We start from the raw sequence: 14,205 nt of genomic DNA, 5'->3' as shown, positions 1-14,205 counted from the left end.
ACACCACAGGAGAATCATGACTACCGTCAAAGCTTTTGCCTCGCCGTCCGCCACAGGTGACCTGGTGTCCACCACCATTGAGCGCCGCGAAGTGGGTGCCCACGACATCCTGATCGACATCAAGTTCGCCGGCATCTGCCACTCGGACATCCACACCGTCCGCGGTGACTGGGGACCCCAGCAGTACCCGCTGGTTCCCGGCCACGAAATCGCCGGCATCGTCACCGAGGTTGGCTCCGCCGTAACCAAGCACGCCGTGGGCGACCGCGTCGGTGTTGGCTGCATGGTCAACTCGTGCCGCGAGTGCGTCAACTGCCTGAAGGGCGAGGAGCAGTACTGCCTCAAGGGCAACGTTGGCACGTACGGTGCTGTTGACCGCGACGGATCCATCACCCAGGGCGGTTACTCCACCCACGTTGTGGTCACCGAGGACTTTGTGGTCCGCATTCCCGAGGGCATCGACCTCGACGTGGCCGCGCCGCTGCTCTGCGCAGGCATCACCACCTTCTCCCCGCTGCACCACTGGGGTGCCGGCGAAGGCAAGAAGGTGGCAGTGGTTGGCCTGGGCGGGCTGGGCCACATGGCCGTCAAGATCGCCGCAGCCATGGGTGCCGAAGTGACGGTCCTTTCGCAGTCCCTGAAGAAGCAGGAAGACGGGCTGCGCCTGGGCGCCCAGCACTACTACGCCACCAGCGAGCCGGAGACGTTCGAGAAGCTGGCAGGGTCCTTCGACCTGATCATCAACACCGTCAGCGCTTCGATCGACATCAGCTCCTACCTGCAGCTGCTGTCCCTCGACGGCGCACTGGTCAATGTGGGTGCCCCGGCTGAACCGCTTCCGGTGAACGCGTTCGCCCTGATCGGCGGACGCCGGTCCTTCGCCGGCTCCATGATCGGCGGCATCCGCGAAACCCAGGAAATGCTCGACTTCTGCGCCGAACACAAGATCGGCGCCGAGATCGAGGTCATCGCGGCCGACAAGATCAACGAGGCGTACGAGCGCGTCCTCGCCTCCGATGTCCGCTACCGCTTTGTGATCGACACCGCCACCCTCTAACCCAGGAGTTGCGCGACGGCGGCCCGGTTCCCTTTGGTACCGGGCCGCCGTCGTCCGTTAACCTGAGGTGCCCTTTTGTGACCGGCCGCAACGGTTGGGCGGCAATGACCTGGAGCCGGGTCCGGAACGGAGCCGCAGTTCCACAATGGGAGAACAGGTTTTCCCGTTCTCTGGAGGGTGAAATGAAAAGGTCCGGCGGGTTGTTCCCCGCAATGATTCTGATGGGTGTGGCGCTCGCGGGATGCGGCCTGCAGGGCCGGACGCCAACGTCGACCCTCCCCGTAGGGATACCGGTGCCGCCGAGCGTCGAGGCCACCTCACCGCCCGCCGTTTCGCCTTCCGCCACTGCCCCGTCCATCACTGCCCCTTCCACCACGGGCCCCTCAACTACCACGGCGCCTTCAACTACACCCCCTTCAACCAGCACAGCCCCGAGGGCTTCCTTGAAGACGTTTACGACGGCGGACGGGCAACTGGCGTTCGACTATCCGGAGGCGTGGAGCGTCCGGGATCCGGCAGGTGAACTGCCTGAGGGTGGCGGGGCCTTCGCGGAAGTCACCAATAAGGCCGGTAAGCCGCTGGCCACGCTGCGGACAAACATGGCAACGGGCTCCACCTGTCAGGAAAAGTACCCGTACGAGGTGCTGGAGCTGCAGGAACTTCCCGTGCTGGCTCGGAACGGTGTTAAGCCGAGGTTTGTTTTCGAAACCAGAGGCGATGCTGAAGCAGCGGGACCGGCTGAGACCCCGGCCGCGGCCTATGGCATCACCACAGTGCCGGCGGCCACGGGTGACTCAGCGTGCCCCATCTTCCACTTCTTTACCTGGCCGCCAACCGCCGCCATGTTCGGCGCCTTTTTCAACCCGGACAACAACGTGGTGCCCGGCGCCGCGGGTCTGCCCTATCTGGAACAGGCCCGGAAATACATGGACACCACCGAGTACCAGGACATCCGGCGGATGATCACCTCGCTACGGCCTGCCGCGCCGATGCCCAGCAGCATTCCACCATCCCCGTCCGCCGCCGCAACGAATAACTGACATGAACTACTACACACCGGCGGCGCAGGAACGAGCCCTGGATGCCGCACATGCAGCAATGGAGAAAGTCCTGGACGGCATGCTCGAACCGTTGAGCCGGCACGCCCTGAACGCGAGGTGGAACCAGGCCTGCGAGGCCATGGCGAAGTACCTCGACGCAAAGGACAACGGCGAGGAGTAGCCCACCTGCCCTGGCTGCGGCTCCGGCCCGGCCCTGGCTGCGGCTCCGGCCCGGCCGTGGCTCAATGCGGGCCGTGGCTCCGTCCGGCCCGTGCCTCCGGCCCGTGCCTCCGGCCGGGACCGGCTAGGACTCCGACCCAGCGGGCGGGTCCTCCCTGGTGAGCTGGTCCCAATCGGTCACCACAGGAATCAGGTCGCCCGCAGCCCACAGCGGCAGTTGGCTCTGAAAATGAGGGTGGTGGGGGTTGCCTGCTGCCCCGAAGGGAACAATCCACCGGCTTCCAGCCCTGTCTGACAAATCCCACACGTAACGGGCCACAGGTCCCCGAAAGGATCCGTCGCTGAGTCCCGGCAGGCTCTCGGTGGAGAGCACACAACTGGTGTCGCCGGAGAGCTGCGTGGGTGCGGTACCGGGTGGCACCGCACCGCTGGCAGGGTAGTCGGCCAAGGCGTGCAACGGCAGGACGGTGTGGTTGGCACCCCAGGGTCCGGCGGCAGGGGCTGCCGCTGTTTCCTCCAGGGCCTGGCGGGCCGCGGCGGCGACGTCGATGCCAAAGAGGGTGCCGTCCGCGAGGACAGTTTCCAGGGCGAACCCCACCCGGGCCACCGGGCTCAGCCAGGGCGAGAAGAGTGCCGAATAACCGGAGGGTTCAGCCAGCGGAGCAAGCTGCGGGGCCCTGGCCAGTGCCAGCACCAGTGCCGAACGCCATCCGGCCAGGCTTCCCGCCACGGAACTTGCTGCGTCCATCTGCCCATCCCAGCCCAGCAGTTGGCGTCGAAGGGCAGCGGCCGGCCCGGACAGCGGGAGGTCCGCGCTGCACAGGTCCGCCAATACTGTGCGGAGGGCGGGCCAAGAGCCCAGGCGGGTGTCCAGGTGGATACGTTGCATGTGGTCCGCATTCAGACCGGCGTGCGGCCCGGGCCCGGATATTGGCCCAGTTCCTGACCCGGGTCCGTGCACTACTCCGGTCCCTGGCCCGGGCCCGTGTTCTGCCCCCATTCTTGCCCCGCCGCCCTGGTCAGCCGCGGCCTTCTCCAGCAGATGGCGGATGCGGTGGGCCCGGTGTGCGGGGGCAAACTCCAGGCCGGTCAGGCTGCCGCCGCCGGATTCCCGATCGTTGGCATGCACGGCCAGCCTGGTCACGGCCTGCCGTGGCAACTTCACCCACTTGCCGGTCCATTGATGCTCCGGCAGCCAGCCGGGTACGGGGTGGGAGCGGTTGCGGGCGTCGCGGACAGGGACCCTGCCGGCCACCAATTGCCGGACGTTCCCGGCACTGTCGGCCGCGAGCACACAGTTCACGGGCTCAACCCACTGCTCCAGGGCTTTTTCCACATCTGCCGCGGAGGTGCTGCGCAGGAGAGGCAGCAGAGCCTCGAAGCCCAGGGACCGCAAAACCCGCGATGGCATCCGCAAACTCAGCGCCCCGCCGTCGGCCCCGCCGGAAATGACCGGCCCGCGCAGTGTCTCCACAACGTCCACCGAATCCGATTCGCCGCCACGGACCTGAATGATTTCCTGATGGCTGCTGACCACAAGTTCCCAGCCGTCGGGACCCAGCGCCTGCGTGGAACTGCCGTGAGGGCGAAGTTGCTCGTGGAAGAGATCCTGATAGTCAGCCATGGCGTTGGTGACAGCCCATGCTGCCTTGCCGGCGTGGCCAAAGTGCGGCAGTCCGGGCACGCCCGGGAAAGCCAGCCCCACAGCGTCGAACTCCGGACAGGCCAGCCGCACCTGCTGATAGACCCCGGGTAACTCCAACAGCCGGTGCGGATCACCGGCCAATAGCGGGGCGCCGGTTGCGGTCAGGCCGCCCGCCACTGCCCACGAATTACTGCCCGCCCAGACCGGCGCCTCAATGCTGAACAGCTCCACGGCATCAGCGCCCAACGCAGTGGCAACGTGCTGCCGCCAGAGTTTGTTGGGGAAAGTGCTGAAGAGGATGTGGTGCACCAGGAAGACGCCCAGAGGGGTCCACGGCTGCCAGCGGTCCGGGGCGGTGCGGCTGCTGCGGAACTCGGGGGCATCGCGGCGGCCGCGCTCCAGAGCATTGTTGACGCCGTCCACATACGCTGCGCACCACGCCCGGGTTTTCGCGTCCATGGCCTCGAAACAAAGGCGTGCCGTGTGTTCGATCCGCGCCTGCCTGGCGAACCGGTCCCACAGCAGGCCCTCCGGACCCAGCTGTTCAGCCGTCCGGCCCTCAGAGCGCCAGCGCTCCATCTCGATCTGCCACGAGCGGTCCGAGGCTGCGTTCTGCCCCTGCAGGTACGCGAGTTCGACGGCGGAATCTGCCCGGAGATGGGGGATGCCCCACGCGTCGCGGAAGGTCTCAGCAGGCATGCTGCGGCACACTGGCGCGTGCCGGCGTCGTGATTTTCACTGCTGGAGCTGCGGCAGGCACATGCACCGGACGTCGAAGATGGGCAGGCCGGGCTCTTCAGGGCCGTGGCCGGTGGACATCAGGAAGCCTTCGTCCAGCAGGTACACGGGCAGCTGCGGTGACAGGAAGTTGTTGTACCGCGAGGGGTAGAACCACTGGCCGTTGATGTCGTAGGCCGGAAGTGCATACGCGTCGCGGCGGTTGTGTGCTGACGGGAACAGGCCGTCGCCCATCCAGATGTGGCTCGCCAGCCCGTAAAGGTAGTCGCTGTTGTGCGCAGTAGGGAACAGGATGGCCTCCATGTTCGTGCCCTTTCTCTCTGTCGATAGTTAGGTAAGGCTTAGCTAAGAACAGAGTAGGGTGCGCAGGCCGGAGCGCCAAAATTGTTGCAATGGAATTTTCGACGGCGGTATTCCGGGACGCTCGACCGGTGGGACTGCGGGCGTGCTTCAGGCCCGGACTGGGCCCGTGGATTCCCGGAAAATCAGTTCCATGGGGGGCAGTTCCAGCGGGTCGGCGGGGGACTGTTCGCCGCGGATCCGGGCGATGAGTTCGGCCATGCTGCGGGCGCCGAGTTGCTCAAGGTCCATGTGGACCGTCGAAAGGGACGGGACCTGGTACTTCGACTCGGGGGTGTCGTCCCAGCCGAAGACGCTGACGCGGCCCGGGACCGGGATGCCGTGCTCATGCAGGGCACGGATGACGCCCACGGCCATCTGGTCGTTTGCCACCACGACGGCGGTGACGTCCGTTGTTGCCGCCACCACCTGCCCCGCCGCGTAGCCGGAAGCCGGCGACCAGTCCCCAGCCACCACACCCAGGGAGTTCAGGCCCAAGGCCGCGATGGTTTCTTCGTAGACCTGATGGCGGTTTCGGGCGGATGGCCAGCCGTCCGGGCCTGCCACGTGGAAGAAGTTCCGGTGGCCCAGGGCTGCCAGGTGCTTGACGATGCTCGCGGCAGGGGAGCCGTCGGCAATGCTGCCGAGCGCGCGCATCCTGTTGTCGTATTCGCCGGCCACCACCAAGGGGACCCGGGAACCGGCGCCGGGATCGCCGTCGGGACGCGGGACGAAGGACAGGATGCCGGCGATGTCCTCGCCGGAGAGGAGGCTGTTCAGTTGTTTTGACCGCGCTTCAGCGGTCCCCTCCATGGAAACCACGTCCACGCGGTAGCCATTGCCGTGGGCGGTGGCCGCCGCGCCCTTGAGGACCCTGGAAGGGAAATAGAGCGAGGCTTCGGGCACTACCACCACAACGCGGTACGGCTCGCGCGATCGCAGGGACCGGGCCGCGAGGTTGGGGGTGTAGTCCAACTCCGCCAGGGCCTTTTCGACCCGCTCCAGGGTGCTGGGTTTGAGCGTGTTCCGGTCCTTGAGGTAGCGCGAGACCGTCTGATGGGAGACGCCGGCCAGCGCGGCGACGTCGTAGATGGTGGCGGCCTTGGGCCGGCCTTGCTCAAATGCGTCCTGCACCATCGGTATGGCGTCCCCTTCAAGTACAGTCCCGCACCTGCGGGAGGGATCCGCTCCAGCCTAGTGGTTGCGGCCGACCGAGGTGGCATGTCCTTCCGTCTGGAGTCTTACCGGCGTGCCATGACCACTAATTCGCCGCGGCCGGCGCCCACGGGTTCCTTGTGCCAGCCGCCGAACACCCGCTGCACCGTGAACCCTGCGGAGCCGAGGTCGCTGCGAAGCTCCTGCTCAGTCCGGAAAGCGAGGACCGACTTATGGACCGCCGCGGTGTGGCCGGACAGATGGACGTGTTCGCTGATTGTCACCTTACCGTCCTGGTTGGGGCCTGCGTCCTTCCAGGTTTCGCCCCCGCTTCCGCCAGGCAAGGTGAAGGACGTGCGCGTTTTCCCTGGTGTCCAGTGTTCCCATGCGCGGGCAGCCGGGTCGCGTGAGTCAAAGACCAGCCGCCCGCCCAGGGCCAGGGCGCTATGGGCGTCAGACAGAGTCCTGGCCCAGGCCTCCTTATCGTGGATGGCCTGCACGACGTGGGCCGTCATCACCACGAGGTCGAATCCGCCGTCCGCGGCGACTTCGCTGGACGTTCCGTTGACCCAGGTCACTGCTGACGTTTTGTCCTTCCGCCTGGCAGCAGCCAGGGAGCCGGCATCCGGATCCAGCCCAACCACGGTGTGTCCCGAAGCTGCAAGAGCCAACGTCAACCGGCCGGTGCCGCAGCCAAGGTCCAGGATGCGGCTGGTGGGTAGTTGGTTGGCGGTCGCCAGGAAGAACTCGTCATCGGGTGCCCATGTGTTCTGGAGGTCGTAGAGCTCCGCCCGTTGAACGTCGGTCAGGTGTGAAGCCATGCAGCAACGCTATTGCATGCTGATCCGTGTGGGGTAGACCGGGCGATCCTGGGGCGGCTGCCCGGTTGTCCAGGCTGCCGGCTGCCCGGCTGCCCGGTTGCCCGGTTGTCCAGTTGCCCGGTTGCCCGGTTGTCCAGTTGCCCGGTTGCCCGGTTGTCCAGTTGCCCTCTCCGTTCTCATTTCCCGGGGCTGTCGAGGCACTGCTGGACGGCTGCTTCGCAGGGCGACAGTTCTTTGTGCCATCTCCGGCGTCGATGGTGCCGACTGATCTTCGGGATCTGCGGAACGAAGTGCGGAACCGGGCCAGTTGCATCCGGCGCCCACACCAGGGTGGGTGCCGAGCCAGGATCCCGGGCGGGCTTGAACTCCAGGGGCCTGGCAGCGGGCCTCGGAGGAGTGCTGCCAGGTGTTTCCGTGGAGGTGGATCTCCCGAGGGCTTCGCCCGTACGGAAACCGGTCTGCGCTTCGGGCCAGGACGCGGACTGTTCCGGGACATGCAGCGCCGGAGCATATGGATCTCCTGCTGTCGGCCGGGATGTCTGGGGGTTTGGTGGTTCCGAATGTTTAGGCGCGCATGGTTCCGGTGTGTGTTGTTCAGGTGGCAGGGCTTCTTGGGCGTGCTGCTCTGGCGCTTGGTGTTGTTGCCGTTCTGGTGCTGGGGTTTCTGGCGCTTGGTGTTGGGGCGTGTTGGGTGTGGGGTGTTGTTGGGTCCAGGTGGTGGGCCAGGTGGGTGGTTCGTGGTCGGGGTGTTCGGCGGGGTAGTAGCGGCCGGTGGGTGAGAGCCAGCCGGGTGGGTGGTTTTTGGTGGCGGTGGTGGGGGTCCAGGTGGTGTTGTGTTTGAGGTGGTGGTGTTTGGGGCAGAGTTGGTTGAGGTTGTTGATGCCTGTGGTGCCGCCGTGGTGCCAGGGGTGGATGTGGTCGGCGTCGTTGTCGAGCGTGTTGTTGTTGCAGGCGGGGAAGGTGCATTTGGCGTCGCGGAGTCGGAGCCAGTGGCGCATGGCGGGGGTGAGGCGGTAGTTTTTGCGGCCGATTTCCAGGGGTGCGCCGTCGCGGGGGTCGATCAGGACGCGGTGGAAGGATTCGGCGCCGTTGGCGATGAGGTCCCTGGCCATGGAGGGTGGGATGGGTCCGTAGCCGTCGAGGATCGCGGGTTCCTCGGTGGCTCCGAGGAGGGCCATGACCGGGACGGTGATCAGGACCTGCGCCCTGGGTACCGGAACATCACCCCACGCCCTTGCCGAGGTAAACGGCGCCCCCGAACCGGAATCCGGGCCTGATCCGGAATCCGGGCCGGAGTCCGGGCCGGTGGTGGAACCGGCGGCTCCTGAACCAGTGGCAGCATCTGAACCGGCGTTGACTTCGGCGGCTCCCACATTGGTGGCTGCGGGACTGGTGACTGCGGTGCTGGTGGTGGGTTTGTGTTGTGTGGGGGTGAGTCCGGCGGTGAGGAGGGCTTCGACGAGGTTATCGGCGCGGCGTTGGGGCAGGGTGCGGGTTTCGTGGGGGCCTTGTTGGCCGCGGGAGATCGCGGTGAGCCGGTTGTGGATCGCTTCGGCGGAGGCGGCGGGGAGGCAGGCGCTGAGCCAGGCCATTCCGTCCCGGGCCGGGGTGAACTCGACCCTGCGGTCCGCGGCGGATCGGTGATGGCGTTCTTCGATGGATTCGGGGTGGTGGCGTTCGCGCCAGGAACGCACCTTGGCCCGTAACCGTCCCGGGACCAGGACCGCCGCGACACACCGCCCGGCCAGGACACTGCCGGTGGCCGGATCGGGGGCAGGCGTCAGGAGTGGGTCTGCCGGGTCAATGCCTGCAGGATCAGGCACATCGATCGGGTCCGGGAGTGCAGGATCGGGGAGGGTGGGATCCGGGAGTGTGGGGGTGAGGAAGTGGGTTTCGAGGGCGGTGGTTCCGGCGTGGGGCAGGCCGGTGCATTCGTCGGTGAGGACCCGGGCGTGCTGGTAGGTGATTTCTCCGGCCGCCAGTGCCGCGAGCGTCAGCGGCTGGGTGGCGGCAAGCTGCTAGCTGGTGCTGACCAGGTCCGCCGCGGCGCCGGCCCCGAGACCAAGGATCCCGCCGACCTCAGCGATCAGGGAGATTTCCCGGGCCCGTTGATGGGTGATGCCCAGATCCGGTGGGGTGAGGGCGTCCTCGATCCCGACATACTCGGCGATGGTGAGGGCCTTGACGGCCGCGAGTTCGGATTCGAGCCGTCGCACCACGCCCAGGCGCTGTAACCGGTTTTCCTTGGACCGCTCCAGCAGGTCCTCCCCGGACCAATCATCCTCCAACGCAACATCCGCGACCTGGACCAAGGCGTTCAGTTCCGTCATGGCGTCCGCGAGCGAGCCAACCACCACACCCACTGGCCCCGCAACAGCCCCGGAAACGGCAGCCGGAACCGGGCCCGTCCCGTCCGTCTCTGGAGCTTCCTTGCCCGTCTCTGGAGCTTCCTTGCCGTCCATAAAACCAGCATATGCAGGGGGTACGACAATTTGGCCGGGGGCAGGAACGGCCAGCGAATCAATCCTGTCACCAGCCTCAACAGCGGCCCCGGAAGCAGCCGGAACCGGGTCCCTGCCGTCCGTGCCTGGAGCTTCGTTGCCGTCCATAACCCCAGCATATGCAGGGGGTACGACAATCCTGTCGGAGCCGGAAGCGACCGATGGATCGCCCCCAAAGCCGGCCCCGGAAACAGCCCCGGGAGCAGCCGGAACGGAGTCCCTGCCGTCCGTCCCTGGAGCCTCTTCGCCGTCCATAACCCCAGCATATGCAGGGGGTACGACAATCTGGTCAGCCACAAAACCCAGCCGGCAGAAGGCCAGCCAACACCAAAGGAGAACGCCGGCACCCACCCCATGCACCGCCGTCGTACGCGCCAAAAAGGCTGGGTACTAACCGCCTGTCAGGAAGTCGCCGGCGATCCGCACCACGGAGACCCTGGCCACCACCTGCTCAGGAGAAAAATGGTTCCGTACAGCGGCCGCCACCGCCCGGGCAACGTCCGGCGTCCCAAGTGTCCCCGGCACCCCAGACAGCCCTGGCGCCCCGGACTTTCCCGCACTGACGCCAATCCGCACGGAAACCTCCGTGGGACCGCCGTCGGAACGCTTTTCCACCAAGGGGAGGTCCTGGTCCTGCGGCTCATCGCTGGTGATCAGCGCCGCGGCCCGCGCCGGCAGCCGCTGCCACAGGGGCCGCGACGGGAAGACCTCGGTCACCCCTGGCACCGCAAGGATGACCCGCCGCAGGTCCACGGGCAGCTGGACGTCGGAAGTTGTGCGCTGACCTGGAAGGCCATCGGCAGCGGACGGCTGTACGGGAGTGCTCATGATTCCTCCTGCGGGGCGGGGTCCGGGGCCTGTGCCGCGGACGGTTCAATAACGTCGGTGATGGTGATGTCGATCCCGGCGATGTTCAGCTCCGTGTGCCGCGCCAGGGCCTTGGCCAGGTCCAGCCGGAGGGCCGCTGCGCTGCGCATGAAGGGATGCCCGAATGCCACGGCAAGATCAACGCTGACAGTGATCGGTTCGCCCGGCACTGTCACATCGCCGTGCAGGCGCACCTTTCCAGCCACGGCCCCGGGAGTCGCGTCCGCCACGGACCGGATCAGGGCGAACACGGACCCCTCAGTTTCCGTCAGCCGGTCCGCCGGGTCATCGGAGCGGAGCGGGATATCCCTGCCCGGCCGCAGTTCCAGCTTCAGGCTGGCCAGGATGTTCTTCATCCACGGGTCGTTGCCGCTGCCGGCCGCCGCCAGGTCGTTGCTCAGCAGTTCACTGCCGGCAGCCGTGAGCCGCCGCAGGGAGTCCAGGCCATTGCGGCAGTCGGGGCAGGTCTCCAGGTGCCGCGGATCGGCAAACTCGCCCGTATCCAGGTACAGGCTCAGCTCCTCGAGGGTGTGCCCGCACTCCAAGTTGTCGTTGGGCATGCTCATCGCCACTCCTCCATTTCACGGACCAGCGTAATCCGTGCCCGGGCAAGCCTGCCACGGACGCTGGCTGTGCTGATGTTCAGTGTTTGGGCAATCTGGTCGTAGCTCTGGCCGTTGAATTCCTTGAGGACCCAACAACGGCGCTGCTCTTCGGGAAGCCGCGCCAGCGCCGCCTTCAGCGACTCAATGCTGGACCCTTGGACCGCCTTGGCCTCGGGGCCGGCCTCCGGGGAGCCCACGTCCCCTTTGCCGCTGACCTCGTCGATGTCACCGAAGCCCGCATGGTTCCGCCGCCGCCGCAGGAAGTCGATGCTGCGGCTGCCGGTCAGGCGCAGGAGCCAACTCTTGACGGCGCCGGGTTCGCGGAGCGTATCGAGTTGCTTCCAGGCCTGGACCAAGGCTTCCTGCACCACGTCGTCGGCATCGGCGTAGGAGCCAGTCAGCCTGCGCGCGCAGGCCCGCATCAGCGGACCGTACCGGCGGGCCAGGGTTTCGAACGCGGCGGTGTCGCCGTCGGCTGCCCGGCCCACCAGGAGGGCGTCGGGGACCAAATCCAGCCGATCCGGCACCAAGGGATCTGTCACCTGATTCTGCTTTCACTCTTGGCGCGAACGCCGGAACAACGGCAGGCGGGCCCACGGAATGCCCCGCGGACCCGCCGCTCGAGGGGCCTAGTGCTTGGCGAAGCCTTCTTTGATCTTGGCTGCTGCGTCCTTGAGGTTTCCGCCGATGTCCTTCGCGGCGTCCTTCACTTTTTCGCCCGCATCATGGATCTTGGCCTGCGCCTGGTCGCCCTGGCCCTCGCGTTCCAGTTCCCGGTCCCCGGTCCGCCTGCCGAGGCCTTCCTTGGCGGCACCGAGGTGGTTGGTTGCTGCATTGGTGAGCCTGTTATCAATTCCCATGATGATGTTCCTTTCCTTGGTTTACTGCGGGGCTGATCAGTGGGTGCAGAGGATCAGTCGGTGCGAAGGGCGCCGGCCAGTTTGGTCCTTGTTCCAGTGGCTATTCGGACCAGAACGGTGGTGCGATGGCCCAACAGCCCGTCAATTGAGCGGACCAGGGCTTCGGCGGTATCGGCCACGTCCCTGGGGGAGGCTCCGCGCCGTGTCTGGAGGATCAGCCGGAGGCCGCTCGGGCCCCGGCCGGATCCCCGCCACGCGGTGACAGAACTTCCGACGATGGAGTTGCTGCCGGCCAGTGCCGCATCCAGGGCAGCCTCCAGATAGGAGATGTCGACGGCGGTGTTCCCGAGCTCGGCGTCGGTGTCCTCCGCGCCGGTTCGGCTCCTGCCGCCGCCCTGCCGCGTCATCCACACGATGCACAGCACTGCCAGGAGCACCAGCGCGGCCACGAGGGCCACGGTCCACCAACTGCCAAGCGGATCCTGCAGGGGCGCCGAGGCCTGGATGGCTTGCCACCTGTCAACGGCCGCGCCGGTATAGCGGGTCCAGCCGTCCCTGACGAGGGGGTTCAGTGCGGCGCCGGCCGTTAGGATGCCGACGGCGGCCAGCAGTATTCCCGCAAGTGCGAGCAGGAGCCGGTTCAAGGCCCTGTTGGTGCGGTTCATCGGCCCGTCACCCCTTCCGGTGAGACGCGCACGTCGGTGCGCAGGTTCCTGGTGAGCCCGTAGGAGGACACTTCGCTGACGGCGGCGGAGGTGAGGGTCTCGCGGTCAATGGCAACGCCCGACGTCGGCCGTACCAGGACGCGGAGGGAGCGCTTGCCTACCGTGGTGGTCACCTGCTCCGGGGCCAGGTTCGCCGCCAGGCGCACCTTCCGGGAAACGGCTGCGGCAATGGCCGAATCGTCCACCACCAGGGCAACCCGGTCACTGTCCATGGAACGGCGTGGGCGCCGGCCGCCCTTGACGGCGGCGAGCAGGACCAGCAGCCCCAGCAGGGCCACCGCCACGCCGGCCGCAGCCAAGGCGCCCGGCAGGACAGCCTGCGGAAGGGCAACCACCTGCGCCGCCAGCTGGCCGGGGCTGGCCAGGAGGGCGTCCTGCCCTAACAGCGAGAGGACGCTTTCGGCGGCGAGCCAGGCAAAGAAGCACAGGGCCAGCAGGGCCACGGCCACTGACAGCCGGGCGCGCGATGAATGCGTCTCCCGCCGGACGATCCGTTTGTTGGTTCGGGCCTGTCCCATGGTTACCTCCTCTCGAGTAGATCGGTGTCGACAGCCGTGTCGTCAGCGCTGCGGGACCCCGATCCGTGTGCTGCGGAGCCGCTGTCCACCCTGGAGTCCGGGACCTGCCGGCGCTTGGCGGCCGCCAGCCGGATGTTGATCCGGCCCAGCTCCATCCCGGTGATCTGCCGGCAGGCAACCGAGACCTTGAGCCGGGCAATGTGCGCCTGTTCAAAGGCCGAATGCCGGTGGGTTGCCTCAAGGCCCCGCTCCAGCAGGGCCGGCGCTGGCAGCCGGACAGTCAGAGCCACGCCCAGCTTGCCCGCGTCGTCGTCCAGCGCTGCCGCCACCTGCCCGGGGGGCACCCCGAACGCTCCGGCTGCCACAGCTTCCACAGTGTGCTTCAGCGCGGCGGGGGCAATCCTGGTGCGGCCTGCGCGGGTCATGAGGAGGAGCGCCGGCCACGCAGCGCGTCCAGCACCCCGCCGAGATCAAGCTTGCCCTCGGCGGAGCGGCCCAGGACCGCGCCGATTCCCATAAACAGGGCCGTCAGCAGGAAGCCCCAGAACCCGAAGGCAAGGGCGACGTACGCCAGGACGGCGCCGGCGGCTGCGCCGGCCACCACCGGGGTCATGCCACCCTCGGCTCACGCGGGGCGTCGTCGTCGTCGGTGTTGTCTGCCTCGGAGGCTACGTGGATGTCGGTGATGGTGATGTTCACTTCGGTGACTTCCATGCCCACCAGGTCCTCGACGGCGGTGTAAACAGCGTCGCGGGCGCGGTCGGCAACCTGCTGCAGCGGGTGGGGGTACTCCACCACCAGGGTGACGTCCACGGCAACCTGGGTCTGGCCCACCTCTACGGTTACGCCCTGGGTGAGGTCCTTCTGGCCCACCTTCTCCCGGAGGTTGCCCAGGGCGCGGGCTGCCCCGCCGCCCAGTGCGTGGACGCCTTCGATCTCCTGGATGGCGATGCCGGCGATCTTGGCAACAACGCCGTCCGCCACGGTGGTCTTGCCGCGGCCGTCGTGGCCTTCGCCTGCTGCGAGCTCATGGCCCGGTGCGGTGGTCTTCTTCTGTACGTCGGAAGGGGTCTGCGGCTGCGTGGTCATCGTGTCACTCCTGAGGTTCGTCGGGGAGGCTGTTTGCGCCTTCACACATAAAGACGCAGCCCGGG

General features: G+C 67.2%; 18 protein-coding genes. 3 read left to right on the top strand and 15 right to left on the bottom strand.

From position 1 onward, the window contains the following. Positions 1 to 16: 16 nt before the first annotated feature. The 3 genes from ACRB8A_RS16500 to ACRB8A_RS16490 all read left to right on the top strand — a co-directional run bounded on the left by ACRB8A_RS16500 (position 17) and on the right by ACRB8A_RS16490 (position 2,278). Positions 17 to 1,057, top strand: coding sequence for an NAD(P)-dependent alcohol dehydrogenase (locus tag ACRB8A_RS16500; protein WP_050685587.1), 1,041 nt, complete (start codon positions 17 to 19; stop codon positions 1,055 to 1,057). Between the two features lie 443 nt (positions 1,058 to 1,500). Further along, positions 1,501 to 2,097, top strand: coding sequence for a hypothetical protein (locus ACRB8A_RS16495; RefSeq protein ID WP_432245134.1), 597 nt, complete (start codon positions 1,501 to 1,503; stop codon positions 2,095 to 2,097). A gap of 1 nt (position 2,098) precedes the next feature. After that, a complete protein-coding gene (locus tag ACRB8A_RS16490; protein WP_050685589.1) occupies positions 2,099 to 2,278 on the top strand; it encodes a hypothetical protein in 180 nt (59 codons plus the stop codon). Between the two features lie 123 nt (positions 2,279 to 2,401). Here ACRB8A_RS16490 and ACRB8A_RS16485 read toward each other — a convergent pair whose 3' ends face one another. From ACRB8A_RS16485 to ACRB8A_RS16415, 15 genes are all read right to left on the bottom strand, one after another. After that, complete coding sequence (locus tag ACRB8A_RS16485) at positions 2,402 to 4,621, bottom strand: penicillin acylase family protein (protein WP_432245133.1); 2,220 nt, start codon at positions 4,619 to 4,621, stop codon at positions 2,402 to 2,404. A 36-nt stretch (positions 4,622 to 4,657) separates the two neighbouring features. Beyond that, complete coding sequence (locus ACRB8A_RS16480; RefSeq protein ID WP_432245132.1) at positions 4,658 to 4,963, bottom strand: hypothetical protein; 306 nt, start codon at positions 4,961 to 4,963, stop codon at positions 4,658 to 4,660. A gap of 147 nt (positions 4,964 to 5,110) precedes the next feature. Next, positions 5,111 to 6,136, bottom strand: a complete 1,026-nt coding sequence (locus tag ACRB8A_RS16475) for a LacI family DNA-binding transcriptional regulator (protein WP_056598266.1) — start codon at positions 6,134 to 6,136, stop codon at positions 5,111 to 5,113. 104 nt (positions 6,137 to 6,240) lie between these two features. Then, positions 6,241 to 6,975 (bottom strand): class I SAM-dependent methyltransferase, encoded by a 735-nt coding sequence (locus ACRB8A_RS16470; protein ID WP_056598260.1) that lies wholly within the window; start codon positions 6,973 to 6,975, stop codon positions 6,241 to 6,243. 176 nt (positions 6,976 to 7,151) lie between these two features. Continuing rightward, positions 7,152 to 8,798 (bottom strand): DUF222 domain-containing protein, encoded by a 1,647-nt coding sequence (locus tag ACRB8A_RS16465; RefSeq protein WP_432245131.1) that lies wholly within the window; start codon positions 8,796 to 8,798, stop codon positions 7,152 to 7,154. A 195-nt stretch (positions 8,799 to 8,993) separates the two neighbouring features. Further along, on the bottom strand, positions 8,994 to 9,584 hold the full coding sequence (locus ACRB8A_RS16460) for a hypothetical protein (protein ID WP_432245130.1): 591 nt from the start codon (positions 9,582 to 9,584) through the stop codon (positions 8,994 to 8,996). Between the two features lie 282 nt (positions 9,585 to 9,866). After that, a complete protein-coding gene (locus ACRB8A_RS16455) occupies positions 9,867 to 10,304 on the bottom strand; it encodes a hypothetical protein (RefSeq protein WP_432245129.1) in 438 nt (145 codons plus the stop codon). After that, positions 10,301 to 10,909 (bottom strand): Asp23/Gls24 family envelope stress response protein, encoded by a 609-nt coding sequence (locus tag ACRB8A_RS16450; RefSeq protein ID WP_432245128.1) that lies wholly within the window; start codon positions 10,907 to 10,909, stop codon positions 10,301 to 10,303. The genes ACRB8A_RS16455 and ACRB8A_RS16450 overlap by 4 nt, the downstream gene beginning before the upstream one ends. Next, positions 10,906 to 11,490 (bottom strand): RNA polymerase sigma factor, encoded by a 585-nt coding sequence (locus tag ACRB8A_RS16445; protein ID WP_231686136.1) that lies wholly within the window; start codon positions 11,488 to 11,490, stop codon positions 10,906 to 10,908. The genes ACRB8A_RS16450 and ACRB8A_RS16445 overlap by 4 nt, the downstream gene beginning before the upstream one ends. A gap of 87 nt (positions 11,491 to 11,577) precedes the next feature. Beyond that, positions 11,578 to 11,808, bottom strand: a complete 231-nt coding sequence (locus ACRB8A_RS16440) for a CsbD family protein (protein ID WP_285241759.1) — start codon at positions 11,806 to 11,808, stop codon at positions 11,578 to 11,580. Positions 11,809 to 11,861: 53 nt separating this feature from the next. Next, a complete protein-coding gene (locus ACRB8A_RS16435) occupies positions 11,862 to 12,473 on the bottom strand; it encodes a hypothetical protein (RefSeq protein WP_432245127.1) in 612 nt (203 codons plus the stop codon). Further along, the gene (locus ACRB8A_RS16430; RefSeq protein WP_432245126.1) at positions 12,470 to 13,051 is read right to left on the bottom strand and encodes a hypothetical protein; all 582 of its coding nucleotides are present in this window, start codon (positions 13,049 to 13,051) and stop codon (positions 12,470 to 12,472) included. The genes ACRB8A_RS16435 and ACRB8A_RS16430 overlap by 4 nt, the downstream gene beginning before the upstream one ends. 2 nt (positions 13,052 to 13,053) lie before the next feature. Further along, positions 13,054 to 13,476: a hypothetical protein gene (locus ACRB8A_RS16425; RefSeq protein ID WP_432245125.1), complete on the bottom strand. Its 423-nt coding sequence runs from the start codon at positions 13,474 to 13,476 to the stop codon at positions 13,054 to 13,056. Continuing rightward, positions 13,473 to 13,664, bottom strand: coding sequence for a DUF2273 domain-containing protein (locus ACRB8A_RS16420; protein ID WP_050687940.1), 192 nt, complete (start codon positions 13,662 to 13,664; stop codon positions 13,473 to 13,475). Before ACRB8A_RS16420 ends, ACRB8A_RS16425 begins: the two co-directional genes overlap by 4 nt. Then, positions 13,661 to 14,140 carry an Asp23/Gls24 family envelope stress response protein gene (locus ACRB8A_RS16415; protein ID WP_050687939.1) on the bottom strand — a complete coding sequence of 160 codons (480 nt, stop codon included), beginning with the start codon at positions 14,138 to 14,140 and terminating at the stop codon, positions 13,661 to 13,663. Before ACRB8A_RS16415 ends, ACRB8A_RS16420 begins: the two co-directional genes overlap by 4 nt. Positions 14,141 to 14,205: the final 65 nt, after the last annotated feature.

It is taken from the genome of Arthrobacter sp. G.S.26, from assembly GCF_050847375.1.
Taxonomy (GTDB): domain Bacteria; phylum Actinomycetota; class Actinomycetes; order Actinomycetales; family Micrococcaceae; genus Arthrobacter.
The sequence above is the reverse complement of the archived record's forward strand: the minus strand, read 5'-3'. Positions and strand labels throughout refer to the sequence as shown.

Bases quoted from the DNA above. Each gene is read 5' to 3' on its own strand.
- ACRB8A_RS16500 (WP_050685587.1), top strand. From the start codon at position 17: ATGACTACCGTCAAAGCTTTTGCCTCGCCGTCCGCCACAGGTGACCTG.
- ACRB8A_RS16490 (WP_050685589.1), top strand. From the start codon at position 2,099: ATGAACTACTACACACCGGCGGCGCAGGAACGAGCCCTGGATGCCGCA.
- ACRB8A_RS16485 (WP_432245133.1), bottom strand. From the start codon at position 4,621: ATGCCTGCTGAGACCTTCCGCGACGCGTGGGGCATCCCCCATCTCCGG.
- ACRB8A_RS16480 (WP_432245132.1), bottom strand. From the start codon at position 4,963: ATGGAGGCCATCCTGTTCCCTACTGCGCACAACAGCGACTACCTTTAC.
- ACRB8A_RS16475 (WP_056598266.1), bottom strand. From the start codon at position 6,136: ATGGTGCAGGACGCATTTGAGCAAGGCCGGCCCAAGGCCGCCACCATC.
- ACRB8A_RS16470 (WP_056598260.1), bottom strand. From the start codon at position 6,975: ATGGCTTCACACCTGACCGACGTTCAACGGGCGGAGCTCTACGACCTC.
- ACRB8A_RS16460 (WP_432245130.1), bottom strand. From the start codon at position 9,584: ATGGACGGCAACGAAGCTCCAGGCACGGACGGCAGGGACCCGGTTCCG.
- ACRB8A_RS16455 (WP_432245129.1), bottom strand. From the start codon at position 10,304: ATGAGCACTCCCGTACAGCCGTCCGCTGCCGATGGCCTTCCAGGTCAG.
- ACRB8A_RS16450 (WP_432245128.1), bottom strand. From the start codon at position 10,909: ATGAGCATGCCCAACGACAACTTGGAGTGCGGGCACACCCTCGAGGAG.
- ACRB8A_RS16440 (WP_285241759.1), bottom strand. From the start codon at position 11,808: ATGGGAATTGATAACAGGCTCACCAATGCAGCAACCAACCACCTCGGT.
- ACRB8A_RS16435 (WP_432245127.1), bottom strand. From the start codon at position 12,473: ATGAACCGCACCAACAGGGCCTTGAACCGGCTCCTGCTCGCACTTGCG.
- ACRB8A_RS16430 (WP_432245126.1), bottom strand. From the start codon at position 13,051: ATGGGACAGGCCCGAACCAACAAACGGATCGTCCGGCGGGAGACGCAT.
- ACRB8A_RS16425 (WP_432245125.1), bottom strand. From the start codon at position 13,476: ATGACCCGCGCAGGCCGCACCAGGATTGCCCCCGCCGCGCTGAAGCAC.
- ACRB8A_RS16420 (WP_050687940.1), bottom strand. From the start codon at position 13,664: ATGACCCCGGTGGTGGCCGGCGCAGCCGCCGGCGCCGTCCTGGCGTAC.
- ACRB8A_RS16415 (WP_050687939.1), bottom strand. From the start codon at position 14,140: ATGACCACGCAGCCGCAGACCCCTTCCGACGTACAGAAGAAGACCACC.